Raw genomic sequence first — 26,299 nt, 5'->3', positions numbered from 1 at the left:
GAAGAGATAGTAGAAGGGTGGGCGCCGCTTATTGCGTAGGGTTCGCGGCGCGGGCTCACCCTGCAAGACAATTTCGGGCTCTCGCCCATCGCCTGCAACGCAATTTGCAAGGCCGTTATCAATGGATGTCGCGAAAATTGCGCACCAAGGCGCTCGCGCGGCCTCAACCGTTACTTGAGACGCGGGACGGTGACTGAATCGGTCCGCTAACCAAAGATAGAAATCATCTTGGAGCGGCTCGCTGTTGAGGAGCGACTTCCACGAAGACCCCAGTCGCGAAGCGTGATGCAGAGCGCGCTCTAGAACCGGGTCTGGAGACGATTCAGACCATCCTGCAGCTTGCCCCCAGATCGCCACGAGCGGAGTCCCATCCACCCAGTGCTGCCGCAGGAGTTCGTGTCCTTTGGCTGAGTTCCGTAATTCATGCGCAGGCAGCGACATCGGACGATCTCCTTTTAATCTCTCCGTATTCTCCCCGTTCCGAGACGCCGTCCACTTTTCCTGTGAGCGCGAAGGGCCCTCTGCTTCGGAAGCGCCCCTAGAATGCGCGCTCCATGCGTGAGACCGCGGTGGCCCACATGCCATCCAAAGGCTGGCTCGGCGGGAAATGTCTGAGGTCCGGACGGGAGTGGGTGAGGCTCGATTACAGCAGTGCGGGTCGTTGCCCTTCCGACAGGTCAGGAATTTCCGAGTCGGGAGGAACTTCTGGCTCCGGATATTGCTGCTACTTGGCGGGAGAAATTGATCGCATTTCCGGCAGAATCGGGGCGAGACCTGAACCGGGTCGTGTCCGTTTCGTACGACGACGCACACGCGGTCCAGGCCACACAAGACAGAAAGCATACCTGGAAATTTGGCGCGCCAAGGGCCTCGAGACCCGCAAGAGCGAAACGCTCGTGGCGTCTTTGGCCGCCAGTTGCGCCACAAGGGGTCAACGTGACTGCGGGTCACGAGCCCAAGAATACTCTCGAATGACCACCCAAGACATCGTCGGCAAGCTCTGGAACCTGTGCAACGTCCTAAAGGATGACGGCGTCACCTACCATGAATACGTCACAGAACTGACCTATCTGCTGTTTTTGAAGATGGCCGAAGAGACTGGCCAGCATCGAAAACTTCCCAAAGGCTACCGCTGGGCCGATCTGACCGCCAGAAGTTCTGCTGAGCGTCTGGAGTTCTACAAGAAGGCGCTCATCCATCTCGGCAACCATGGTTCGGCTCTGGCAAAGGAAATTTTTGCCAATGCAAGCAGTTCCATTAAAAAGCCGGCAACCCTGTCAACGCTTGTCACCGAAATTGATCGGCTTGACTGGTACAGCGCACGCCAGGAAGGTCTTGGAGACCTCTACGAAGGCTTGCTCGAGAAAAATGCCAACGAGAAGAAGAGCGGCGCCGGACAATACTTCACCCCGCGCGTGCTGATCGACTGCATGGTGCGCGTAATGAAGCCCTCGTTGGATGACCGTATCCAGGACCCTGCAGCCGGCACTGGCGGCTTCCTAATTGCAGCGCACCACGAACTAAAGGCACAGCACGATTTCAATGCTCTGACCCCGCCGCAGCAACGTAAGCTGCGCAGTGCCACCTTTTTCGGGATGGAGCATGTGCAGGACACGCACCGCTTGGCGCTGATGAATCTGATGCTGCATGGCATCGACAGCAACTCGGGAAGCGGCCCCGGAAAGGGCGGCATCCACTATGGCGACACCTTAGGTCCCGACGGCGAAACATTGAGCAAAGCCGGGGCCACGCTGATCTTGACGAATCCGCCTTTCGGCAGCAAAAAAGGCGGGGGGCTTCCGAGCCGCACCGACCTTCCGTTTCCCACCAGCAACAAACAACTATGCTTCGTCCAGCACATCGTCGGAGCCTTGACACCCGGCGGTCGTGCGGCTGTGATCCTGCCTGACAATGTGCTGTTCGAAGGTAACGTAGGGGCCGAGATACGCCGTGACCTTATGGACAAGTGCAATCTGCATACCATTCTGCGGCTGCCCACTGGCATTTTTTACGCCCAAGGCGTAAAAACCAACGTGCTCTTCTTCACTCGTGGCACTACCGACAAAGGAAACACACGGCAGACTTGGCTCTACGACCTTCGAGCCGACCTACCGCAGTTCGGCAAGCGAACCGCGCTGACCCGTGAGCATTTTGCGGACTTCGAGACAGCCTTTGGTGACGATCCCCGTGGTGGAACGAAGGCGCTCTCCAAAAGGCGGGATCGTGGAGAACAAAGCCGCTGGCGCGCCTTTAGTCGCGAATGGATTGCCAAGCGCGGCGACAATCTCGACATCGCTTGGTTGAAAGATGAGAGCGCGGATGGAACGGAGAATTCGTCAGATCCAGCGGCGCTGGCGCGGGAAACGATCGAGCAACTGGAAGCAGCGCTCGACGAGCTGCGAAGTATCCTAGAAATTCTTGGCGAAGAAGTCGAGGAGTCGCAGGAATGAGCGACGTTGGCTTGCCTCGCGGCTGGGTGCAATGTCGGCTAGGAGATGTGATTGCCTACGGTAGTACCGACAAATTCGAACCTGACGAAATCGCTCCTGACGCTTGGATTCTTGAACTCGAGGACATCGAGAAAGACACATCACGCCTCCTACACCGGAAGCTGTTTTCGGAAAGGCAGTCCAAGAGCACGAAGAACCAATTCCGCAAGGGTGATGTGCTTTACGGAAAGCTGAGACCCTACCTTTGCAAGGTCCTTAAAGCGGAGCAAGACGGCTACTGCACGACAGAGATCCTTCCGCTGCGCCCCCCCAAGGAGGTGGATGCCGGCTACCTGTTCCACTGGCTGAAGCATCCGACGTTCTTGAACTATGTGAATGCCATGAGTCACGGCATGAACATGCCACGGCTCGGAACGGATGCGGGCAAGGCAGCACCGTTTGTTCTTGCTCCTCTGTCGGAGCAAAAACGCATCGCAGGTAAGCTCGATGCACTGCTTTCCCGCTTGGATGCCAGCCGCAGACACCTAGACCGCGTACCTACTCTTTTGCGCCGATTCAGGGAGGCATTGTTCTCGGCCGCCGTGCGCGGCGTGCTGACTTCCGACTGGCGAAGCGAGGACGATCCGCAGCTTGCGGGCACAAGGCCGATATCTGGTAGGCCAGCCAAGACGATTGCGGAGACAACCCCGCAGAAATCACAATTGACCGAATGGCTCGATGAACTTCCAACGAGCTGGAAAGTCTTGCCAGCTTCGGACGTCGTGCGGCAAGGAGCGGATATTGTGTATGGCATCGTTCAGCCCGGGCCCAAACTACAGTCAGGCGTTCCATACATTCGTGGCATGGACATCGTCGATGGAAAAATCCTCGTCGACCAACTACTCCACACGAGCCCAGAGATCGCACAACGATACGGGCGCTCCGCGTTGCAAGGGGGAGACGTCCTACTCGGCATCATTCGGGCCACGAAAGTGGCCATCGTGCCTGAGTCGCTGACTGGAGCAAACATCACTCAGGGCACTGCGCGCTTCAGACCATCGGACCTGATTTGCACCGAATTTCTGGCAATAGCGCTCGAAGCCCCGGAGACCCAGCGCTGGCTTCACGCCCACTACCGGGGGATTGACATGCCAGGTCTGAATCTTGCCGATGTCCGCCGTGTCCCGATCCCCTTGCCGGCGCCCGAGGAGCAAGTTGAAATTGTCCGTCGCGTCGAAAGCCTCGTTGAGCTCGCCGATACCATCGAAGCAAAATACCACGCCATCCGTGCAAGGATCGATGGTCTGCAGCCAGTCTTACTTACTAGAGCGTTCCGTGGCGAACTCGTTCCGCAAGACCCTGATGATGAACCGGCAGCAGATCTTCTCGAACGTATTGCCCTGTCTAGGCAGAGCACCCCTGTCGCCCGAGGGCGCACAAAGTCTCAAGGGAGATCAGAATTGAGGCCGAAAGCCAAGAGTCTTGCAGACACCATTGCCGCAATGTCAAGCGACGATTTCACCTTTGACGAGCTTCGACAAGCGGCCAGCGGCGACTATGAGTCGATCAAGGACGAGCTATTCGCGGCACTTGCCGACACGAATTCTGGCGTGGCGCAGTTCTTCGACGCCGGCTCTGGCTCGATGAAGATAAGGCGGGTTAGCGAGTGAAGCTCCTGCGCGTCCGAATCCTGTCGGCAAGATCCTGCGGTGGCCTACTGGACGGCCTCGATGTGCGCTTACGCGACGCAACAACCAGCGACTCCACATTCGAGCCGCTGTGCCTGATCGGTCCGAATGGTGCAGGAAAATCCCAGTTCATCCAGGTCATCGCTGAGGCCTTCCAGGCCCTCCTGCATGCAACTGCGCCTGACGAGGAACGTGCGGAAGGCAATCCCGATCTACAGTTCGAAATCGAGTACCTGATCTTCGTACGCGACCAGGAGCGGCCGGTTCACGTCAGAGCTAGGCGGCTTGCCCAGGGACGCCGCAGACCGGCAGTCGAGATGGCCAGGAAGGATGCTGGCGAATGGATCACCTGTGAGCTCTCCGCCCCAGCGACGGCGGCGCTGCTCCCTGCAAAAGTGATTGGCTACACGTCCGGCGCAAACGAGACCCTGAGTCTGCCATTCCTCGTGTCTCGCAGCGGCTATGCAGACGAGGTTGGTCGTCACGCGTTGGACGAGGCGAAGCGAGGGAACAAGATACCCGATACACGCTTGATGCTGATCGACTATGGCACGCACCTCGAAGTGCTGGTGGCAAACCTACTGCTCGGTTCGGACGAACAGCGCGCCGCCTTGCTTGAAGATGCCCGGGTCCAGGATCTTCACTCCTTCAGATGTGTTGTTCAGCTCGCACACTCAGCCGCCCCAAAGGCTCCGCCAGCAAAGACCGGTGTGCGACGTCGCAAGGGAATTCAGCTGACCGATGAGCTTGAATGCTATCTGGACCAGTTGCAGCGCTGTGCCACGAGCTATAGCTATCAGGCTGAGACCGACACCTACACGTTCGACTTTCTGGTGGACGACGAAACCCGCAAGGCATTTGGCCACTTCTGGTCGACCGCCTTGGACTTGTATGAGGCGTTTCACAAGCTCGCCATGCTGAATGATCTGGCGATCCCCAAGACAACCCGAGACCGTTTCCGGCGCGAGGCGCAACAACGGAAGTTCGCCTCACGGTTGCCCGAGCCCCAGGACGAGGACAAGGTCTTCCGGTTCGAGCGTGTCGTCTTTGATGCTGCCAACGCTGGAGCCTCCGTCGATTACGTGTCGCTCTCTGATGGGGAGCATCAGATGGCGCAGCTCCTAGGGACCATGTGCATGGTCTCTTTTCAGAATGCTCTCTTCCTGCTGGACGAGCCGGAGTCTCACTTCAACCCGCGGTGGCGAGTAAAGCTGTTGTCGAAAGTTCTTGCGCTTCCCACTGCCGGCGGCAAGCGAGACGAAAAGAGCCAAGCTTCTATGCAGGATGGACTTCTGACAACGCATTCGCCATTCGTTGCTTCCGATATGCCGAGGGAGCGCGTTTTTATATTTAGCAAAGATGCCGGTACGGGAGCTATCCAGTATCGCCATCCAGATATTGAGACTTTCGGGACGACCTTCGACGCGATACTTGCCGAGTGCTTCGAGATCCGCCCACCAATCTCCGAAGTTCCCATGGCAATAATCGAAGAGCTGAAGTCATCCGATGACCCCGATAAGATTCAGAAAGGCATGAACGAGTTGGGCGACTCGGTTGAGAAGATCATGCTGGCTGATCGGGTCCGACAACTCAAGCGTCGATCCGTTCCCTAGCATGCTGTTTCCATACCCCGCCGCGGCCACAGCAGACAACTGGCTGCACGACGTTGTCCTCGCGGCCGTAAAAGCTGTTCACAAGCTCGTCGACGACGGTGAACCGATGCCGGAATGGCCCAACATCCTTATGGTCGATTACCGCGACAAGCTTTTGGGCCGAAGCGGTCTCGCCGAGCGATTCATCACCTACGAGCAAGCCGTTAGGGCCCTCGATCCTGCAGGGCGTCAACTGCTGTTCAACGCGATCGATGCACAGAACAAGATTTCAGCGTTGCTTGCCGGACAGTGTGACTGTGCGGAGCTTGCTGAATTGCCGGCGGGCACACGAGAACCGGCGAAGGCGCTCTTTACCTTTGCCTTCGAACTCCTGACCTCGTTCGAGATTCGACAGCGGCAATACGAACTGCTGTGCAAAGTGATCCCGGCAAGAATTTGTCCCTTTTGTGGTTGCGAGGGCCTGGATGCACCCGGAGCACCTCAGGAAGATCTCGACCACTACATACCAAGATCGAAATATCCGTTTGCGGCAGCGAACCTGCGCAATCTTGCACCCATGGGCGGACGCTGCAATTCTGCCTATAAGAAAACCCAGGACCCTCTGCGCCGAGCGACAGGCGAGCGCCGGCTAGCAATCGATCCATTCGATACGCAAGGCATCAGCGTCTCCCTAGACAACAGCATTGTTGACGAAGAAACCGCTGGACCGATCATCTCGGCATGGGTTATCGACCTGCTGCCCTCAGGCGAGGCGGTGGATACTTGGAACGAGATATTCCATATCAGGGAACGCTGGACCCGCGACGTACTGGATGAGAGAACTTTCATGCAGTGGCTGGGTGACTTCCGCAACTACTGCATGACGGCTGCACTCCAGTTCACTGGTGACAATGATGTCATGGATGCCGTGCAACGTTACGAGCAGTATCTGACGGGACAGGGATTCCGGGATCGGGCTTTTCTAAAGGCCGCTGTATTCAGGTTTCTGGTTCGCCGGTGTGCCGCTGGCTGCCAAAGGCTACTGCCGATACTGCGGGACCTGACTGGCAGTCCACCTCCGCCAGCGCTGATGCAAGACCCGTATTGAAGACGCCGCATTCACCCGCTTCACCCCGACACGCAAAAAGCAAAGCCAGTTCTCCGGGCCTGTAAAGCCACGAGATGGGAAGGATGGCGGGCGTTCAGGGATCGATCCCGCTGACGAACCTGACATTGGCAGAGCTGGAAAAAGCGACGCAACTGCTCAAGCAAGAGTGGCAGAAGTCGAAGGACGAAGCTGCGACCGGCAAAAAACGTAGCAAATCTGGGTCCGGCACCACTAGCGGCAAGGTCTGACCCAGACCGCGTCAGTTTGCAGGAAGCAGTGAACGCCGCGCTTGACGAACTACCGCTCTTGGTAGGCCAAGACATCGCGTTGGTAGACATCGACATCTCGACCTACTCACAAGCCAAGCTCAACGCGTTGGCGAGACAATTGGACGAGAGGCCGAGAAAGACCCTTGGCTTCCACACGCCGGCTGAGATGTTCAGCCAGACCGTTGCATCGACCGGTTGAATCCGCCAGCGTTTGCGGACCTTCAACTCCCACAGGCGTACGTGCGTAAAGAAGCACTAACTGGTCGTACAAGGATAAGCGGCCATTCTCCTGCGTCGAAGACATCCTGGACGGGGACCTGCGGAAACCATCCCGGACTTCGCGATCAACCCTGAGGCATCTGATAGTAGGCCTCGTCCCAGGCAGCGTCTTCTAGGCTGTGCGATCTCAGCTCGAACTCTGCAGGGTCTTCTCGGTAGGTTCGAAAAGGAACAGGGCGAGCTTGGCCGAGTTCTGTCCCGACGGCCACTCTGCTCCAGTCCGCTTGAACCCTTTTCCTTCGAGCGTGGCGTGCATCCACGGGTTATTTACCCTAGAAGTTGCGAACATTCCACGACCAGGGGCGTGCAGAACGAGCGCCTCGCACAGCATTTTGGACTTCCCGCCACGTATGCCCGGACACACGTAAACCCAGCCAAGCTCGAACGGATACCGATCAGCGGGGATGCTGGTCAGCGCCCCTTTCATCACCTTCGCGCGGTAGCCCACGCTCGGCTCTTTCAATCCCGCGACGCCCAGGATTGCGCTCTCGTCCAACAGAAACGCGAGAGCGACAGCGCACCTGATGCGCCCAGCCAACCCTATGGGGTCGACCTCACCGCCCTCTAAGACGAGCGCTTCGAACTGGACGAGCTCTTGCGGCGAACACTCGTTTGGCGATTTGGCTTTGACGTCCATGATGTCCGCCCTTCATTGAGCACGGTTCTCCGAAGCTGATCCGCCGATTTCTTAGACGACGATCAGGGAAGCAGCGCATTGAATGCGGTGAAGACCTTCTCGGCCTTGTCGAGCGTCGCCTTGACGGACTCAGCGTCGCAGTGGATAAGCTCGGGGTGCTTGAGCAGCCATTCGGCCGCACGCCAGTGCCCGAACTCGGGTACTTCCGGGGGCATCAGCTTGAACAACGCCTCGGCCTGCTTAACGATGCGCGGCGTCGTCTTGTCCGCCTCGCGCAGCTTCTCGATCGTCACGGTGTGCGACGACGGCACTTTGTATGCGGCATTGAGGATCTCGATGTAAAGAGCCGGATCGAGCAAATCCTCGACGTCTGCCTCGGACTGACCGGCGAAGTCGGCGGCGGTGAAGAAATGCCCTGCCTTGAGGATCTCCTCGCGTTTGAGCTTCTCGATCTTGTTCGCATCCCCCTTGCCGATGTCGGAGAGGACGGCCAAGTTCATCTTGTTGCCGCCAAAGAGGCGCACGAACGGCGCGATCTTGTCGATGCCGCCGGAGGGGCAGACGACCCAGCGCTTGTCCATACCGGCTCGGCCCCATCGCTTCAAGCCCTCGGAGAGCGCGTTGAGATAGACGATGTCACTGGGGCCCTCCACGAGCCAAGTGTTCTCGCCGATGAAGAGCGACTGCGTGATCTCATAACCCAGAGCGCCTTGCAGCGGGAAGAGCGTGTCGTCGTCGACTTGCAGCACGTCGGAGCGCACCTTAGTGCCCTTCACCACGGGCCGCGGGCCGCCTCGTTCGATGACGTCCTCGACGATGCGCACGTCCGCCAAACGGCTCGTGGGCACCATGAAAGGAGAGTGAGTGGTGAAGATCACCTGGTGGTCCGGCAGCAGGCGCTCCTCGATGTATTTGAGGAGGTCGGCCTGCGCTTTGCCGTGCAGCGTTAGGCCCGGCTCATCGAGCAAGAGCACTGCGCTTCCTTGGGTCTTTTTCAGCTGCTTGAACTGCGCCAGAAACGAGAAGAACCAGACGAAGCCGGCACTGCGTTCCGAGAGCGCGATCTTAGCCTTGTGATTGGTGTTTCGGATCTGAATCGAGGCGACCGTACCGGTGTTGAACGGCGGCGAGTCGCCCGGCTTGCCCGCGTCGAAGTCGATGGTAACTTCGAGCGCGTTGTTCTGCGACCAAAACTGGAAGATCTCCTCGGTGATCTCGTTACCGGCCGCTTCGAGCCGCGCCTTCAATGCTGTGCGCTTGTCTACGGAGACGAGCTCGTCGATGTCGGTCCCCGCGTAGGCCAAGAAGTCCAAGAAGATTTTGTCGCCGGTGTCGACCTTCTTCTGCGAGACGTCGCGCTGCAGCTGTTCCACCGACACCTCGCCCGACATGCGCTCGAAGTGCGAGGTGTAGAAGAAGCTGGGTATTCTCGGCGAGAGGATGTCGATCGCGCAGAGCGTGAAGTCCGATTCGCGGCACTTCTTGATGTCCTGCAGCAAGGCTTCCTGCTTCGGCGTGCGACTGGTCAAGCCCGACAACGCCTTGTCCGCGCCGCGGCCATTGGTCACGCCGTGCAGGATGTTGCGGTCCGTAGCGTCGAGCGCGTGAGCGCTCGTGAGGTGGTCCAGGCACTTGCCTTGGTCGATCCGCAGGGTCCAGATTCGCTTGTCCTTCTCGTAACCGAAGCCGAAGTGGACCTCGAATTCGTCGCCGAGGACCACTCCCGACCCGAAGCGGGCCTCGATCTTCGCGATGTCAACCGCGTCGAGCCTCCACCAAGTGCGGATCACCTCCGAGGTGCCGTCATCGTGGCGCTCGTCGAATCGGTTGAGGAAGCGGCGCGGGTAGTCCTCCGTCTTGTCGAACTCAAAATCGTCACTGGGGCGTAGGCCTCGCAGCGCGCTGAGCAGCGCCGTCTTGCCCGCCTCGTTCTTGCCGACGAGGCACGTGAGCTCTCCAATGTCGAACTCCCCGGAGTCTTCCACCGAGCGGTAGTTTTGAACCCGTGCCTTGATGAGCTTCATGTCGTTCCTTTCCGTCGCCGGTCCGCGCCGTCAGATCTTTGACAGATTATCCATGTCTGAAGGAAGAGCACTGGATGGGCAGACAGCGTACCCGCCGCGAGATTCCACGTGACGCGCTCCGCCGCTCTACAAACCTCCATTCAAACGACCGGAAACTTGCGACGCGTCAGGAACCTAAGCCGAAGATTGATCCGCACATCGGGGCATTCGACAAGGATGGGCGCAATCCGGGCGGCCAATCGCCCTGTAACCTGCTTCACCGAGACGGAGCGATTGGCCGTCCTTAGCTACGAAGTCACGCTGGTCGCTCCTCAGGCATTCAGAGCACAGAGGCGCGCGGAGTCCAAGGAGCGCAGCGGTCTCGTGAAAAAATTGAAGATTCGAGCAGACTGACATCTGGATGTTTGGAGCGAGCGTCCTAACGACCGCTGACAGTCTGGAGCCGAATCTCATTCCGGGTTGCCGCGATCTTTGTACTCGATGGCACCACCAGCAATTTTGATCACGCCGGTTGCCACGAGCGCAACCATCACCTCAGCGATTTTTTCCGGTACGGGCTTGCGACCAAAACGCGATTGAATTCGCCTTTCGAGCGCGCTCAATGACCTTGGCTTTCCCGCTTCGGCAAAGTCCCTGAGCATCAGCGACAAAACCTGGTCGACGGATTTGGATCTCCTGCTCTTTGGAGCCAAGGGAGCGATCGCTTTGCCGACCGGTGAATGCGCCACTTCCGCTGGCTGCGGCAACAGAGCCGGTCGGACCAACGTCGGTTTGACGTCTATCAACGCTGGTCTCAGGACCTCCATACGCTCGACTTGCCGCCCCTTCGATCGCGCATGCACGATCGCGGGATCGTAGTCCCCGTCGGCCGCGACGATCACGAAGCGCGCCCCCGGCTCATGCCGCCCGACCAGGTAGCCCAAATAGAGGACGAGATGGAAATCCAGCGAATTCTTGCCCGGCCTGGAGATGTCGACAAGAGACACCCGATCGCCCAGTTCCATGTACGGCGCGAGCAGTCCGATCTCGTGTTCGCCATAGAAAATCCAGGCCTCGCCATTCGAGCCCATCCACGACGCGACGTCCTCCGGCGGCGGGTGCCGGTTCTGCAGGTCGATCAACAGATAGGTCTTGCTCACTGCGAGATGGCATTGGCAATCATGAGCCGCGCAGTCGCGCGCGTCGCACCGACGTAGAACAGCCGCATCTCTTCCAATGCGTCGTGGCCGGCCTTCACGCCCTCCTCTTGGCCCGCAGCGGCCTGGCGAGCCCCCATCACTGCGACCACCGGAAATTCCAGCCCCTTGCTGGCGTGCAGCGTCATCACCTTGATGGTGTCCGCGCCCGGGTCGAAATCATGCGTGCCCTTGCGCACCTTGTGCGGCAGGCGGCGGTGCCCCAGCGCCCGGGCACATTCGTCCATCAGCGCCCAGCTCCGGCACAGCACCGCCATGTCGCCCCAGGCATGCCCCTCGTTGTGCGCACTGGCCATCAGTTCCGCAATCCGGTCGGCCTGCGCCCGGGTACTCGGCAGATCGATGACGATCGGCTCCGGCCCTTCCCTGCCGCAGCTCACCGGCTGGACCAGCGGGACGCCATCGTCGTCCTTCTCCTGGGGCCGCAGGAGCTCGGTCGCCATCGCACTCGCCGTCTGCAGGATCTGGCGGGTGTTGCGGTAGTTGATCCTTAGGATCGTCGTACGGCCCTGCGCCTGCACGCCCACGCTCTTGAAGCTGAAGGGCTTGCCGCTGCGCTTGTCGTAGATGCTCTGCGCATCGTCGTACAGCAACAGCAGGCTGTTGGACGTTGGGTCGACCATCCGGGTGACCAGCTTGAGCCACTCAGGTGCGAAGTCGTGGCCTTCGTCGACCAGCACCGCGAGGTACTGGCCCGACGGGATCATCTTGCGGTCCACTCCCTCGATGACGTTGCGCACCATCTGCTCCATCTTGGCGCCCACCGGAAGCTCGTTGGGCGGCAGCGGCTGGCCGAACGCCACGAGCTGGTCGCGGCACCATTTGTGGAAATGCCGGACCTGGACACGCTCGGCCAATCCCTTGGCCTGCATGGTGGCCTGCAGCTTCACCGCCAGCGGTTCGTTGTAGCAAAGCACGAGCACCGGCTTGTGCGAATCCACCGCGGTCTTGGCCAGGTACTCGGCGCGGTAGCCCAGGATCATGGTCTTTCCCGATCCCGCGACACCGTGGATGACGCGGTGGCCGTCGCCCAGGCTGCGCGCCAGTTGCTCCTGCTGCAGGTCCATCACGCGCAGGAGGTCGGGGATCGTCGCCGTGTCGTCCGCGTCGTCGAACAGAGCGCCCTGCTCCGGCACCCGCACCTCGGGAAACAGGTTCCAGCGCACCCTGTCGATCTGTGGCAGCGACAGCGTGCCGCGCATGAGCACCGGGAACATGTCCCAGAGCCGGCTCTGGAAGTCCTCCGGCTCGGCATCCTCCAGCATCTCGTCGGAGCAGACCACCCGGTTGGGCTCGATCGCGCTCCCGAGCCCCGCGGCCTCGAACTGCTTGCGCGTGATGCGCGTGAACACAACCCCGTAGCTCCAGGGGAAGGTGAGCATGCCCTTCCACTTGCCCTCGTGCTGGATCAGCTGAGGGTCGCGCTTGAGGGCATCGACGACCTGCAGCGACTGATGCCGGGCCTGCTCGATCGGATTGGGTACGCCCTTGGCAACGCCGTCGGGCGCGATCAGCCAGTCGCCCCGGCTGGCCTGCTGGATGGTGTCCAGGCGCCAGTCCTTGGTCTCCAGAATCAAGAGGCCCCGGCTGGGGTGCAGCACGACGAAGTCGGGGTGGCACTGCCTGGGACCGATCGGGACGTCGTACCACAGCAGGTAGTCTTCGTCGAGCTTCTGCTGCAGCCGCTCGGCCAATCGGCGCTCGCCCGAGGTCATCCGGGCGACGCAGGTACTCAACGCAGGAATCAGGACAGCCATTGAAGATGCGATCGCCTGGATCGGCCGGAGCAAGGATGAATCGCAACGTAGCGTAACGGGCGGATACCGTCAATCACATGGACCGTGAGCGGCAAGGCCAACGTGGCATGGACACGGCGCAACGACGCCGACTGTTTGGCCGAACAGCACGGCGTCTGTGGGAGGCAAAGGAGGTGCTTCCTCCGTATGCGTGTAACCAAGCCCTGGCGTTGACATCCGCCGACCAGCATCAACACGCGGACGACATGCCGCAACGTCGCCGCCGCTCCCCCAGCGTCACTTGCACGAGCCGATGAGCCAGACTTCCTGTGGCGATTGCCGCCCCTCCGGGAGCTCGACAAAGCGAGGGATGACGGGCGGAGACAACGGGCAGCCTTTTGAATCGAAGAATTCCCTGGTAGCTTGAGCGACCGACGCGGCGCGCGCTGCCTCCTGCGGGGTGTTCGAGAAATACCTGACCTCGTTCTTCTGGCCGCGGTTGATCCGCTCGGCCCTCGGGGGGTTGAAGCCGGCGCTGCGCAGTACGCCACGGTAAGCGTCAATGAGTTCTCTTGAGAGCTCGCCAGCAAACTGCACATAGACCACAGGCTTCGCAGCTGCATCGAACTTGGCGAGCGCCTCGCCCGTGACAGAGGGCTTGACGGCCAGCAGGGCATTCTGGGTCTGTGCCAAGGCGTCATTGGCCTCCGCAAGCTGCCTGCGCCGGAGCTCGAGCGCGTCGTTGCGTTCACTCAGCTCTCGCGATTGGCGCTCGGTCTCAGCCTTCAGCTCGTTCAGGCGGGTCAGGTTCGACGCCACTTCCTGGTTGGCCTTGAGTGCGTCGTACTGCGCCTTGGGAACGCCGATGTAGACGCTCCATACCGCAAGCAATACGGCCAGCACGCTGATGACGACCTTTCCCGTCAACTCATAGTTCCAGCCCTTCAGGTTGCGCAGTTCCGCCTGCAGCTTCTGCAGCTGCACTCTCTTGATCTGATCGTCGAGCGTATCGTCTGACGGGGAATGTGGGGCATCTGCCTGCGTATCGGCCCCATGCGCGTGGACCGGGTTTCCCATCAGGCTGGCTTCCCGGCGACGCGGCCGCGCGCGAAGTAACGCATCAACGCGCCTCGGCGCCCTTCTACGTAGCCATCGAGCCAGGAGTCGTCCGTGTCCAGGAAACCGGACCAGCCCTTCTTGTGCTGCTCCTTCTGTTCGGCCTGCACGGCCCGGAAACGGTAGTGGTCGCAGACGTCGAGGATGTGCACGGCGTAGGCCTCGGCCAAGGCCTGGTCGCCGCGGACGATCACCATGTTCTCGTCATTGCAGTACGAGGCCTTGAAGCCCAGGTTGTGGCTACCGAGGATGACGGTGCAGTCCGGCGACAGCGGATCGATCACGACGATCTTGTCGTGGATGATGGCGCCGATCCCGCCTTTGGCAGTCAGTTGCTCCACGCCGAAGTCCGCGAGCATCGTTTGATCGTCGATGCGTGAGGCGCGCACGATCGAGACGTTGTCCTCGAAGAAGGTCCGTGGCGACTCGCCGGGTTCGTCGTCGTCTTCGTCATCGGGATCGTTTTTCTTGCCCGGCACGTAGTTGGGCATGGCCTGGGCACTGGAGACAGCGCCCGTGACGATCAACTGCCCGTCCTTGCGGCCAATCTCGATGGCCTCGCCGATGATGCAGTCGTTCCCACGCTGACCAGGGTAGAAGGCCAGGAACAGGATTGCCTCGCGCGCCAACCGCATGCGTCGATAGACCTCTTTCAGGTCTGGTGGCGTCTTCGTTCCCTTGGTGCGTCGTTGCATGTTGGGCGAGAACCAGAGTTCGATCTGCGCGCCACCGGCCAGCGCGACCCGTTCCGGGCTTTCGTTCGAGCGTCGGAATTCGAGGCTCTGCTGGTTGTTCGGCATCGGGGCGCTGAACGGTTTGGGATTCATTAGCACATCCGCATGCATTCGCCGCCAGTACTCCATGAAGACGTTCGCAACCGCGTCGTCCTCGATCAAGAGCGCATTGTTGGTCTGCCCCGCCACCCCGGTGGACGTCCAGTTGGTGCTGCCCGTGAAAACCGAGCGGATCCCGCCGTCCTGGGGGTCGTGCACAACGAACTTGTTGTGGCCGATGTGCGTGTCGTTGTTGAACATCCGGTGTTGGATATCGACGCCCGCGGCGATCAGACGCTCCCGCGCCGCAGCGTTCCGGCCATCCCACTCTCCGTGATCCTTGCCGGTATTGGCCAGGATGAGATGAATGCGCTGCGCATTTGCCAGCAGGAGGTCGACCAGTTCCTGGTCGTCCAGCTCGTAGAGCGCAAGGTGAAACTCGCCGGGTCTGGCAAACAGTTCGTGGAGCAGCGGCAATACATCGCCGGCGAGGTACTTCCGGTGGGGATCGTCCGGGTTTGAGATCTTGTCGCTCAACTCGTTCGGCACGATCTCTCCGTCCTCCATCAGCACATTGCGCATCCACTGTGCGGCCAGGATGCCATTGGTGAAGGTTGAACGGAAAACACCGCGGTGGCTCGTCACCCGGACCTGCGCGGTCGACACCGCCGGCCCCAGATAGCCGAGAGGGCGAGGCTTGCCCTCGTAGGCCTTGACGGACATTTTGACAAGCTTGCCTTGGACATCTCTGACGGGGTGCCCCTGCTCGTCCCGCTTCGTCACTCGCACCATCTTCGGTGCGGGGTCGGGTGCGGGCTCCATACCGGCTTCCAGGTCACCGACGGGTCGGATCTCGTACCGGACGAAGACCTCCGCAGGCCTGCGGTCCAATGCATCGCGCCTCTTGCGCAGCGTGACATCTCTCCACGAGAGCTTCTGTACCGGCCAGATCCCGGTGTGCTGCGGCAGCCAGTGGGGGTTGCGCTGACCGACGAAGCCAACCCAGCTTGCGCAACGCACCCGATCTTCGTTGCTGTCGTCGCGCAGAGCGACGCTGCCATCGGCATTCAGGTAGACGCGCGTGACCTCAAAGCCGAGGCAGCCCTCGATCTTTCCATCCACATCCCAAGCCACGTAGGCCACTTCGTTGTTGGCGTAGGCGGCGGCACTGACAACTTGTCCCATGGCTGTCCTCCTTGGTGACGGGCGAATGCCTTCGTGGGCCGAGCAGCGGGCAAGCTAGCCCCGCGAGATGACGAGTGAATTGCAGCGAAATGAACGAACGACGCTTGCGCGCTCGCGGATTTGAGCGCCACGACCGCAAGAGCACATCCCCAAGATTGGGGATCCGGGCGACGTCGTCTCGTCGCGACCCCCACCTTTTTTTGGCCCATCCTCACGGGCAGCGGAGTGGACAACGCGTACCCGCAGAAAGCCCTGCCGCCTGGCGCATCGGGGCCGGACGCCCCGCTGGTCGGCTGGACAGACAGGCAATCCACACTGAAATGCCCTGTCCCATCCCGGCGCGCATCGGCGTGGCCAACGGCGATCTCGTCAACGCCGCGCGGGCCGCGCTCGCCAACGACGCACCGGAACTCAACGTCGCCAAGAGTTCGCGAGCCTTCTCGTTGGCGGCAGGTCCCATCTCTCTCGCTCCGCCAGTGGGTGCGAACCAAATCGGCTCTGCAAGAGCGTGCCACTGTCCCCTGGGCCGCGTTGATGGTGTGTTAGGTTGGACTGTTTAAATTAACAGCACTGTATATAATTTCACGTGCAAGGCGCCTGCCTTCCGGCGCCCCGCAGCTTTGGTATGTGTGAAGGCAAAGGATTGAGCATGCCCAAGAACGTCAAGCAAACCTCCCCGGCGGTAGCCTCCGTTGCCGGCAGGACACTCGGAAACGCATCGGCCAGTGGCCTTCAACGCTCACTCGCCGGATCGGCGTTGCGACAAAGCGGCCGCCCGGCGCAGACCGGGGCAAAGACGGAAGACCGCGCCTCGCGTGCGCTGGACAACCCTCACTCATCCAAGGTGACCAAGACGCTTGCGGGAAGTGTGGTGTCCCAGTCGAACAAGACGCGTTAGGCCGTCGCCCGCAGTTTCGCGCGCTATCCGCAACGCCCGGGCGCAACGGCATGCGCACGCGTCGTGACCGAGTTCGCCACCGATCCACCTCCACGCCGCGACCGGACTGGCTTGCCAGCCGGGTGTGCGCTCTTTGCAAAATAGAATGCCTCCGGTGACTCTCGCGCACTCCATCCACCCCGACGACACCCCTGCGCTGCGCAAGGAGCGAGGGGCCTTTTTCACCCCCGACGAGATCACCCGGTTCATCGCCCAATGGGCCATCCGCAAGGCGGACGACCTCGTGATGGAGCCTTCGGCAGGGGACGCCGCCTTCCTTGTCGCTGCTGTGGATCGCCTTCGCGAACTCGCACCGGGCTCCGATGCGCAACCCATCGTCGACGGTGTCGAAATCCATGCCCACAGTGCGAAGGTCGCCCGCCAGCGCGTGCTGAATGCGGGCGGCAAGGCCAATGTGAGGCACAGCGACTTCTTCACGATCGAGCCCGAGCCGGTCTACGACACGGTCATCGGCAACCCGCCGTACATCCGCTACCAGGACTTCTCGGGCGAAGCCCGTGCGCGCTCGCGCGAGGCCGCACTCCGCGGCGGCGTGTCGCTCACCGGCCTCGCCTCCAGCTGGGCCGCGTTCACCATCCACTCCGCCCTGTTCCTGGGGAAAGGCGGACGGCTCGGGCTTGTGCTCCCGGCCGAGTTGCTTTCGGTGAACTACGCGGCGCCCGTGCGCCGCTTCCTCTTCGAGCGCTTTCGCGACGTGCAGCTCGTGCTCTTCGCCGAACAGGTGTTTCCCGAAGCCGAAGCGGACGTCGTACTGCTGCTGGCAGACGGGTACCTTGAGGGCCCGGCCAACCACGCCACGATCCGGCAAGCCAGGAACGCGGCCGAGCTTGCATCGCTGGGCGTGGGACAAACCTGGACGCCCACGGATCCGGCTGCAAAGTGGACTTCCAGCCTCGTCGACCCCGATGCCGTCGAGCCGCTGCACAAGCTGCTGAAAGACGGGCATTTCACCCGCCTGGAGACATGGGGTGACACCACCCTCGGCATCGTCACCGGCAACAACAAGTACTTCACGCTCTCGCCCCAGCGGGCCAAGGAGCTCGGCCTGCGCAGCAAGGAGTTGCTGCGCCTGTCGCCGCCGGGGAGCTCGCACCTGCGGGGCCTCTCGCTTTCGAGCGACATGCTCGCGAAGCTGGGTCGGGAGGGGCAGGCCACGCTTCTCTTCTACCCGAGCCATCCGCCTTCTGCCGAGGCTGCTGCGTACATCGCAGATGGCCATCGCACCGGCGTCGATACGGCCTACAAGTGCCGCGTGCGCAAGACCTGGTACCAGGTGCCGCTCGTCCCCGCTGCGGACCTGCTGCTGACCTGCATGAACGCAGACACGCCCAGGCTTACGGCCAATGAGGCGAAGGCTCGCCACCTCAACTCGGTTCATGGCGTCTACCTCAATGCCACACACCAAGAACTCGGGTGCGAGCTCTTGCCGCTCGCGAGCCTGAACTCGGTCACGCTGCTGCACGCGGAGATGGTGGGGCGCGCCTACGGGGGCGGCATCCTGAAGATCGAACCGAAGGAAGCCGATGTCTGGGCCATGCCGTCGCCCGCACTGGTCCGGACTCGCGCAGGCGCCCTGCGCGCCGTCGAGCAACCAGTCGCCAACTTGCTCGCGGATGGCAGGCTGCTCGATGCGGTGGAGCTCGTGGACCAGGCTCTTTTGACGGACATCGATGACCTGTCGGCCCAACAAATCGCACATATCCGGCAGGCGCGGGCAGAATTCATGCGTCGTCGAACATTGAGGGGGGCCAGTGGCCACTGAACCGAGCACCAAGGCGAAAGCCTGGGTCATCTTTGATCGAATCGTTGCACGAGCTGCCCCCGACAACGTCCACAGCAATCCCTGGATCCGAAGCGCAGACGGACAATTGCGCTTCGAGCCCGATTTCGACACCCTCGCCCGGTTGCTGGGCGTTCCTCTTCACCTGAAGGCGGGAACCCAATCCGGCGTGCCGGCCCTGGCTCTCGACGTCTGGCTGAGCTACGAACTGCGACGCGCTGGCTTCAACCTCGACCAGGTCTGGCCGCGGCCTGTCCACCCGCGCATCCTTCCTGCGCCCATTGCCAACCTGCTGAAGGCATTGCCTGCCGGGACCCGCAAAGCCGTGGCGGATCGCATCGAGAGGGACGGCGCGATCACCGGCGCGACGTCGTCCAGCGGGATCATCCTCGGCAAGAACTACCTCAAGCAGGTTGACGTCGTGATCTCGGACTGGGTGACGGGACCTGAATTGCTGATCTCGACCAAGCGCATGGACTCCTCCTATGGAAAGAATGCGCCGAACCGCATCGAGGAGTCCTACGGTGACGCCAAGAACCTGCGGCTGAGGCATCCCCTGGCCGCGCTCGGCTTTGTCTTCGGCCTGCGCTCCGACATCCTCCAGAAGGAACCCGCGACTGCCGAGTGGCTGTTCGACCTGCTCGCTAAGCTCGGGCGCGAGGACGATGCCTACCATGCGACCTGCCTCGTCCTGATGGAGTACGGCAACGACGAAGCGATACCCGAGACCGGCGAAGAGCCTCCCGTGACGGCCCTGCCGGAACCCGGGCGCGAGGTCGACGACGAAAACGCGCCGGCCCCCGCCCTCGATGCGATCGTCGATCAGGACATCGCGCAGTTGCCGAAAGTGAAGATTCTGAGCGAGCAGATTCCGGAGGAATTGGCGCCTGCCCGCTTCCTTGCGGCGATGGTCACGCGGGTCCTCGGCGCCACCCCGATCAACATGCACAAGGAAGCACGAGCGCGGCGTTCTTCGCCCGCGTTGCGATAGGGTCGACATGTCCTTCCAAGGACATCGGCATCCGCCCGAAGCCCACACGACCTCGTGCAGGAGCGCATGATAGAGGGGCCATGCTCTCGACTAACTGGATGTCAAGTTGCTTTGGCTGAACGCTTACCCTCCTCGATCAGTGATCACGAAGTTCTGCGTCGACCACCCCGAGCGCTACCTGCTCGCGTTCATGTATGGCCACCTTGGCAAGCACGACCTGCTGCGCGTGCGAACTGACGCTGAGAAGTTCTTGCTGCTGGCCACCGTCAACCTCGTGGAGTTCGTTGCTTACGATGGCGCGCAACTGCAGCCCAAGTGAGCCGCGTGCGTATTCCGATGCTCCCTGAGCACCCATTCCGGTTTGACCTGAGCACCCGTTCCAGCTTGACCCGAGCGCTCATTCCAGTTCAACCGAGAACCCGTTCCGATGGACATCGGCCCCGTCGACTTGCGGCGCGGCAGAGCTCTCACCCTCGCGGCGTTAGCTTTCAGGCCTCCTCAAGCCGCTTACGACCTTGCAATTTGCGCATCGATACGGAAATTCCCGACGTCCGGGCCAACTCCCCCGCGGAAGTGCCAGCCGCCATGCGAAGGGCCTTGATCTGCGTACCGATGCGCGCAGCTGCCAAGCTGCGTACCGGAGCGGGCTGTTTCGACGGGGTGCGGGTCACCGATGCGAGCAATTGCAGGCGACGTGCCGTTGGAAACGGAGAGGGAACCTGGGCTTTTCTCATCTTCGGGTCGCCGTTTGCAGTCATCGAGATGGATCAATGTCTGTTTGTCCGAGCCCTGGGTGCCAAGGCCGCTAGCGAACAGCTAGGGAACGCTGTGGGCCATCAGCGGCTTGATCATCGACATGGCTGCGCGATTGACGGGATACCTGTGGGGACGAAGCGCCTGCAGTTGCTCGAGCGTATCCACGCAGGTTCGCAGGTCGAGGCGAGCGTCACTCAGTTCACGGCGCAGTCCGTCGATGTCGAACTTGTTGAGCATGCACGCATGCAAGAAGGAAGTCAGATCGTCTGGATTGGCCTGCAACTGGCCCAGGTAGTCCTGGATAGTTGGCTCGTGCTGTGAAGCGAAGACGGCGGCGCGTTGTCCGGCGCTGTAGCGCTGGTCCCAGTAGACCCGGCGCAGCGCCATGTGCTGCAACAGCGCCTGCCATTTGTCTCGCTGGAGGGTGTCGTCCATGTGCAGCACTTCGATGACACCCGCGGCTAACGCGGCATGCAGGTCGGCCATCTCCTTGGCGGTCTCCTCGGCTGTTTCCGAAACTGTTGCCTTAGGTGTTGACTCGACCGCTTTTCCGGTTGGCAGCCGCGAGAATGCCTCCAGGCGCGCGCCTGCCTGGTCGAAGCAGGCCAGGCCCATGCAGCCCAGCAGCAGCAACAGGGCGCTCGCGTCTGCGCGATCCGCATATGTGTCTGGCTCGGCGTCCACAGAACCGAACTCGAGGACTTCCCGAAGATAGAAGGCCCGGTCCCACAGCTGCCGCCAGCCGGCAGCGAAACCCTCCTTCGATGCCAGGGGGTACACCAGCAAGTTCGCAGACAACCCCGGGAAATCTTCACGGGGAAGATGGAGTTGGGCTCGCGCGAGCAGGTCTCGGCCTTCCCGCTCACGCCAGTTCTCCGGCGTGAGTTGCCATTGCCCGACAAATTCCGTGAAGGTTGGCGTGGTGATGAAGCCATCGTGAGCGAAGGACGACAGCACGCATCGATAGCACCAGGCCTCCCAGGGGGCGGCGTCCTCTGACGCTGCAGAAATCGGGGACTGTTGCCCTTCCAGAGACTCTTGTCCGTGCATGGACTTGCCGATGGCGTGCAACAGGGCATTGTCGATGAAGGTTCGGGATCGTATGTCGTCAAACCCTCCGTTCTTCTGAAGCAGTACCTGGCGCATCAGCCAGGTGCTCCAGCGTGCAAATGTCGCTCGCGCATCCGGCCGGCCGGCAAGAACACCCACGACCGCCTCGATCAACTCGGTGACCTGGGACGTGAGCGTGGCGATCTCGGTTTCACCGGTCTGCTGACCAGCAGGCAACCTGCCGGACTGGAGCAACTCGTTGCGTGCGTGCACCAGCAGCAACGGCAACAGCACCGAGCCGGTCCAACAGCCATCCTGCGTGAACGCCGGCGGCGCGGCCGCGGCGCATGCGGCCCACTGGGCGAAGCGCGGGCTGAATGCGCCCACTCCTGCACTTACCAGGGCCGCCTCCACGAGAAAGGGATTGTCCGAGCCAGCGACCAACTGCTGGAACTCCTGCGGCGCGATCTCGCTCAGGAGACCGAGAACGCGCATTTCCTCTTCGTACATCATGAAGTCGGCACCACGCAGACCCCACCACAGTTCCTCCAGGCGATAGGAGGCTGCTTGCCAGTGCGACAAGGCGCCATCGCGGGCTTCGTTCCTGCGCTGCGATTCCGAGCGCAGATCTCCCCGCGCCAGCGCCGTGAACAACTGCGTTGCCAGATCTATGTAGGCCCTGCGGGCCCCCTGATCCATTTGCGCACGTGCGGCCATGGCCTCGCTCAACCCATGCTCGATCTGCCAGGAGTGGCGCGCGATTCTTCTGACGATCTTCCAGGTTTCCAGCTCCGGGCTGCTCTCGAGTGCCCATGCGCAGGCCGCCGTCAGCAACACGTCCGGGTCGAAGTCAGGCCGCCTGCTTTGTTGCACAAGCCGAGGCAACATTTCGATTTCTGGCCGCTCGCGCAAAGTCGCAGCATCCTGCAGCACCAAGTCGCTCAATCGAGCCATATCGCCGCCGACGCGGACCATCAGCTCGTGGTAATAGTCCCGGGTCTTGAAATCGACATTCCCCTGAACTGCTTCACGCTGGGGACTGCGTTCGTGGATCCATTGCATCGTCATTTCTCCTTGCACATTTGCCATGCCAGATCAAAGAATTCGATGGCCCCGGCATCCGCGGCACTCCACCCCCGGCTGGCCGCGTTGACGCTGGCGTGGAAACCGCCGACCGTTGCGCCGAAGTGCCAGAGTTCGTCGTCGACGATGGCAAAGCGGTCGTGAACATAGTTGAAACTCTCCCGCAGACGGGTGTTCACCTGGATGCTGCAGCGCTTGCCGCGCCGGGCCTGGTTGTTGATCTCTTCTTCCCGATCTCGAAAGAGCTGCAGCAATTCCTCATCGATCTCAGTGTGCTTCTTGGTCAGAATCCTGATGTCGCTGGCGGCCAGCCGGGGATGCAGCCAGTCCAGGATGATCGACAGCCGTTCATCGGGCTCTCCTTTGTCAGGGATCAAGAAGTAGTCGTCCATGATCAGCACGCGTTCCACCGCGTCCATAACTGCCCGGCGAAATGTTTCCAGAGGCCTCGGGTCGCTCGCGTAGAAGCGCTCATGGACGCCCGCCAAGTCCCTGGGAAAGTGCGGGCTGCCGCCGAGCTCGCATCCCCACAGGATCTCGGTCTTCAAGGTCGTGCGTGGCGCCTTCTCGGGCAGTGTGAGCCCCGAAGGAAACTTGTTCATTCGTCCGGCCCCGTGCTGCCACGCGACAGCTTCTGGATGTAGTCATCCAGGCTGCGTGCAGTAGCGCCCAGCGTTTGCAGCCGTTCGATCACCTCGTTCGGATTGGGCAGCCGGACGATCATCGAGGCTTTCTCACCCAGGCTGTTGAGCGAATTGCCGACGAACCACACGTTGTTGTCCACGACCAGGAAGCGATCGTGCAGCATGGATGAGGACAGGACCCTGACTTGCGGTACGAACTGCTGGTACGTGCTGAGGGTCGCGAGGCTGGCCTTGAATCCATTCAGCAACTCCAGCTTGGTCCGGGAAGCCGTGGGATTGAACGCCAGCTTCGTTGTCAGCAAAGTGACGTTCACTTCGTTACCGTGCACGGCATAAAGGAACTGTCCCAATTGCAGGTCGCCGAGGTAGGGGTCGGCAATCATCACCCTGAAGCGGGCCGCCCGAAGCAGCTCCCGAATCAACTGCGCTGCTTCGCTGCGTGAGTTTGCCGGGAACCAGTGCTGACCATAGCGCTCGGCATCGCTGAGCACTTCCCGTTTCCTTGCCTCCGTCGCGACGCGTGCGCTGGCGCTGTGATCGAGAACCTCTCCGAGAACCGAGTTGGAGACCAGTTCGGAACCCATGGCTGCTTGGTACTCCATGCGTGGCGAATCCGCGGAGTCGCCGGACGGAACGCTGACATTGCGGCTGCTGCGCGAAGTGGCCCGAACGTTGAGATTGACCTGTCGAACGAAACCGGTTGAAGGCTGGTAGGCCAGGACGCCGTGCCGATCATGGGTCACCACGAAACCATACTCGCCCGTGCAGGCCCCTTTGTCCACCTCCAGGATTCCATGGACCGGCACCTGATGGGTCTTGAAGCTGGTCAGCAGATCTGCTTCCCTGTCGAAAGCCGTAATGCTCACACCCTCCAGGTTTTGACCGGGATGCGCGACGATGCGATAGACAATCCGTTCTCCGCGTCCGTCCTTGGCTGGAACCATGAAATTGTCGATCTGCCGGACCACCGGGTCGGGTGCGATGTAGACCACACTGCCGAGATACTCCTGGTAGTGGGACAAGTCGACGTGCATGCGACGCGCCACGAACGCCTGAGCGGCTGCGTCCTCGATGAACCCTGTCAGGCCCGCACGATCACCGAAGCGCCGGTGCAGACGAGCGGGCACACTGCCAATGAATGGCGCAGGGTCGATCGCGGAATGGCCCGGCCGGGATAGAAGCTCGTCTCTCATGGGCAGGCCCAACGCCGGCCAAGGCTGAACGTCCTCCAGCCTGGGGACCTGGATGGGCGCACCATCCCACGTTTCGCGATCTGCCTTTCGAGTCGGCACCGGCGTTTCTCTTTCGCCCTCGCCCAGAGACCGGTACCAGCTGACGGCCTCCTCCTTCGACAGGATCGTCCGGCGGAAAAACAACCTCTCTTCACTCTTACTGAGGCTGTGGCAATCCAAACCTGACATGGTCGTCGGTGGTGGTCTGCCCTTGGAGAGCTCGGTGACGGTGGCAAACAGCAGTCTGCCCATCTCTCTTTTTTTCTGCACGGTGACCAACCGCACAACAGCCCATTCCTGACGTTCGTCAACAGTCATCACGCACCCCTGTCCTCTACACATGTCCATTGTCGAGTTCCGCGGTGAACCGCGAGAACCGAGCTCCATGAATTTCCCCGATGCAGCCAAGCGAACTATGGGGCCTCTGCCTGCAATTTCGGTGTCTTTTCGGTCAAGAAAGTAAGGTCGGGAATGTTTCCAAGGCGCGATGTTCCGGACGATCAGGGCCATCGCGCTGAGGCACGCTCGGCAATGGCGAGATGTGGCGCCTTACATTGCTCGCCTACTGGCGCTGCAAATCTGGATGCGGCATGATTTCTGAAGGAGGGATCTCCTCATGCAGCTGAATGCTGACTTGCGCCGCGGTTTGGAAGCAGTACGGTATCTGGGCGGGCCGGAGCCACCTTGGGCCACGATTCTGGCTACTGCGAACAGCCTGGTGGGCGGCGATGCAGCCGTGCTCCTGGTGTTCGATGGCGGCCGGGTCGTCGATGTTCAGAAATCCGGTGCCGACGATTCCGCCGTGCGCGACTACGCGGACCACTTCCATATGGAAGACGTCATGACCCAGCCGAACGTCCAGAAGTCGGAGGGAATCTGGCTGGATACCCAGCGACTGTTGCCGACACGGGCGCGCGGCCGGAATTCCTACTATGTCGACTTCATGTGCCGGCACAGGATGAGACAGCTGTATTCGCTGATCCTTGAGGACAAGCCCGGTCGATGGACAAGCCTCGGATTCCAGCGATCCACCGCCTGGGATGGGCTGTCGGACCTTTTGAACAGTGAGCCTGTGCGCACTTTTTCTCAGTCCCTGCAGCGCGCAGTGCAGATGCGTCGGGCTCAGGCTGCTTCCTGGCTGGCGACGACCGACTCGGCATTCGACGCGCTTGAGGAGGCCAGTTGCCTCGTGCATGCGACAGGTGAGTTGGTTCACGCTTCTCCGCTTGCGCGGTGCATCCTGGATCGTGGAGACAGCATGTATGTCGTCCGGGGTCGGATTGCCATGGCGGACGCGAGATCCGACCGTGAGTTCCAGATGGCGCTGCATTCTTCGGGGCATGGAGGTGAAGTCCACCGGCTGATCGCGCTCGGGAGGCGCTCGGGCGAGCGCATCGAGATTGAACTGGTACGGGCCAACTCGGCGCTTCGCGTGGCCGCGGAAGAACTCGTGTTTGTGCGCATCCGCGCGCACTCGGCCGCGCTCAGCGCGCCGCCCGCGCAAGTGCTCTCCGCGGCTTTTCGCATCACTCCCGCCGAAGCGCGCGTGCTCCACGCATTGGCAAGTGGCGCCACAGCGTCCGGATACGCCACCCACACAGGCGTTTCGTTTCACACGGTGCGCAAGCAGATCGCATCGATGATGCTCAAGATGAGCTGCACGCGACAGGTCGACCTCGTGCGTGCAGCGCTGCAAGTCCATCACTGAGGAGTATCAGCAGAAGCAGGGGATCGGGCGGGAGATCAGGCTGGCGCTCTTGATCGCCCCGATCG

At 61.3% G+C, this 26,299-nt stretch carries 19 protein-coding genes and 1 pseudogene; 11 read left to right on the top strand and 9 right to left on the bottom strand.

The annotated features are described in order from the left end of the window. Window positions 1-971 precede the first annotated feature (971 nt). The 6 genes and pseudogenes from ABL838_RS31625 to ABL838_RS31600 form a co-directional block, all read left to right on the top strand. A complete protein-coding gene (locus ABL838_RS31625) occupies window positions 972-2,450 on the top strand; it encodes an N-6 DNA methylase (protein ID WP_418126187.1) in 1,479 nt (492 codons plus the stop codon). Then, a complete protein-coding gene (locus ABL838_RS31620; protein ID WP_418126186.1) occupies window positions 2,447-4,099 on the top strand; it encodes a restriction endonuclease subunit S in 1,653 nt (550 codons plus the stop codon). Before ABL838_RS31625 ends, ABL838_RS31620 begins: the two co-directional genes overlap by 4 nt. Continuing rightward, complete coding sequence (locus ABL838_RS31615) at window positions 4,096-5,730, top strand: restriction system-associated AAA family ATPase (RefSeq protein WP_418126185.1); 1,635 nt, start codon at window positions 4,096-4,098, stop codon at window positions 5,728-5,730. The genes ABL838_RS31620 and ABL838_RS31615 overlap by 4 nt, the downstream gene beginning before the upstream one ends. A 1-nt stretch (window position 5,731) precedes the next feature. Continuing rightward, entirely contained in the window at window positions 5,732-6,817 is a 1,086-nt protein-coding gene (locus ABL838_RS31610; RefSeq protein ID WP_418126184.1) for a hypothetical protein, read from the top strand. An 83-nt stretch (window positions 6,818-6,900) separates the two neighbouring features. Next, entirely contained in the window at window positions 6,901-7,065 is a 165-nt protein-coding gene (locus ABL838_RS31605; RefSeq protein ID WP_418126183.1) for a hypothetical protein, read from the top strand. 88 nt (window positions 7,066-7,153) lie between these two features. Further along, window positions 7,154-7,285, top strand: a pseudogene (locus ABL838_RS31600) (IS30 family transposase); the annotation flags it as partial. A gap of 207 nt (window positions 7,286-7,492) precedes the next feature. Here the strand turns inward: ABL838_RS31600 and ABL838_RS31595 are convergent. From ABL838_RS31595 to ABL838_RS31570, 6 genes are all read right to left on the bottom strand, one after another. Next, window positions 7,493-8,002, bottom strand: a complete 510-nt coding sequence (locus ABL838_RS31595; RefSeq protein ID WP_418126182.1) for a hypothetical protein — start codon at window positions 8,000-8,002, stop codon at window positions 7,493-7,495. A gap of 62 nt (window positions 8,003-8,064) precedes the next feature. Beyond that, window positions 8,065-10,026: an ATP-dependent nuclease gene (locus tag ABL838_RS31590; RefSeq protein WP_418126181.1), complete on the bottom strand. Its 1,962-nt coding sequence runs from the start codon at window positions 10,024-10,026 to the stop codon at window positions 8,065-8,067. A gap of 449 nt (window positions 10,027-10,475) precedes the next feature. Next, window positions 10,476-11,165, bottom strand: a complete 690-nt coding sequence (locus ABL838_RS31585; protein ID WP_418126180.1) for a PIN domain-containing protein — start codon at window positions 11,163-11,165, stop codon at window positions 10,476-10,478. After that, window positions 11,162-12,979: a 3'-5' exonuclease gene (locus ABL838_RS31580; protein ID WP_418126179.1), complete on the bottom strand. Its 1,818-nt coding sequence runs from the start codon at window positions 12,977-12,979 to the stop codon at window positions 11,162-11,164. The genes ABL838_RS31585 and ABL838_RS31580 overlap by 4 nt, the downstream gene beginning before the upstream one ends. Window positions 12,980-13,255: 276 nt before the next feature. Continuing rightward, window positions 13,256-14,035, bottom strand: coding sequence for a hypothetical protein (locus ABL838_RS31575; protein ID WP_418126178.1), 780 nt, complete (start codon window positions 14,033-14,035; stop codon window positions 13,256-13,258). Next, window positions 14,035-16,032, bottom strand: a complete 1,998-nt coding sequence (locus ABL838_RS31570; RefSeq protein ID WP_418126177.1) for a phospholipase D-like domain-containing protein — start codon at window positions 16,030-16,032, stop codon at window positions 14,035-14,037. The genes ABL838_RS31575 and ABL838_RS31570 overlap by 1 nt, the downstream gene beginning before the upstream one ends. 649 nt (window positions 16,033-16,681) lie before the next feature. Between ABL838_RS31570 and ABL838_RS31565 the strand changes: the two genes are divergently transcribed. From ABL838_RS31565 to ABL838_RS31550, 4 genes are all read left to right on the top strand, one after another. Further along, window positions 16,682-16,930 (top strand): hypothetical protein, encoded by a 249-nt coding sequence (locus ABL838_RS31565; RefSeq protein WP_418126176.1) that lies wholly within the window; start codon window positions 16,682-16,684, stop codon window positions 16,928-16,930. Between the two features lie 145 nt (window positions 16,931-17,075). Beyond that, entirely contained in the window at window positions 17,076-18,752 is a 1,677-nt protein-coding gene (locus ABL838_RS31560; protein WP_418126175.1) for an HsdM family class I SAM-dependent methyltransferase, read from the top strand. After that, window positions 18,742-19,761 carry a hypothetical protein gene (locus ABL838_RS31555; protein WP_418126174.1) on the top strand — a complete coding sequence of 340 codons (1,020 nt, stop codon included), beginning with the start codon at window positions 18,742-18,744 and terminating at the stop codon, window positions 19,759-19,761. The genes ABL838_RS31560 and ABL838_RS31555 overlap by 11 nt, the downstream gene beginning before the upstream one ends. 139 nt (window positions 19,762-19,900) lie before the next feature. Further along, a complete protein-coding gene (locus ABL838_RS31550) occupies window positions 19,901-20,080 on the top strand; it encodes a hypothetical protein (RefSeq protein WP_418126173.1) in 180 nt (59 codons plus the stop codon). Between the two features lie 497 nt (window positions 20,081-20,577). On the opposite strand, the gene ABL838_RS31545 is transcribed toward ABL838_RS31550, so the two are convergent. The 3 genes from ABL838_RS31545 to ABL838_RS31535 are packed head-to-tail and all read right to left on the bottom strand — an operon-like array spanning window position 20,578 to window position 24,844. Further along, window positions 20,578-22,629, bottom strand: a complete 2,052-nt coding sequence (locus ABL838_RS31545; RefSeq protein WP_418126172.1) for a hypothetical protein — start codon at window positions 22,627-22,629, stop codon at window positions 20,578-20,580. A 2-nt stretch (window positions 22,630-22,631) separates the two neighbouring features. Then, on the bottom strand, window positions 22,632-23,252 hold the full coding sequence (locus tag ABL838_RS31540) for a hypothetical protein (protein ID WP_418126171.1): 621 nt from the start codon (window positions 23,250-23,252) through the stop codon (window positions 22,632-22,634). After that, on the bottom strand, window positions 23,249-24,844 hold the full coding sequence (locus ABL838_RS31535; RefSeq protein WP_418126170.1) for a VPA1262 family N-terminal domain-containing protein: 1,596 nt from the start codon (window positions 24,842-24,844) through the stop codon (window positions 23,249-23,251). The genes ABL838_RS31540 and ABL838_RS31535 overlap by 4 nt, the downstream gene beginning before the upstream one ends. Before the next feature lie 298 nt (window positions 24,845-25,142). On the opposite strand from ABL838_RS31535, the gene ABL838_RS31530 reads away from it, so the two are divergent. After that, on the top strand, window positions 25,143-26,234 hold the full coding sequence (locus ABL838_RS31530) for a helix-turn-helix transcriptional regulator (RefSeq protein ID WP_418126169.1): 1,092 nt from the start codon (window positions 25,143-25,145) through the stop codon (window positions 26,232-26,234). Window positions 26,235-26,299 lie beyond the last annotated feature (65 nt).

This window comes from Variovorax sp. 160MFSha2.1, assembly GCF_048305075.1.
In the GTDB taxonomy this organism is placed as follows: Bacteria; Pseudomonadota; Gammaproteobacteria; order Burkholderiales; family Burkholderiaceae_C; genus Variovorax; species Variovorax guangxiensis.
The sequence above is the reverse complement of the archived record's forward strand: the minus strand, read 5'-3'. Positions and strand labels throughout refer to the sequence as shown.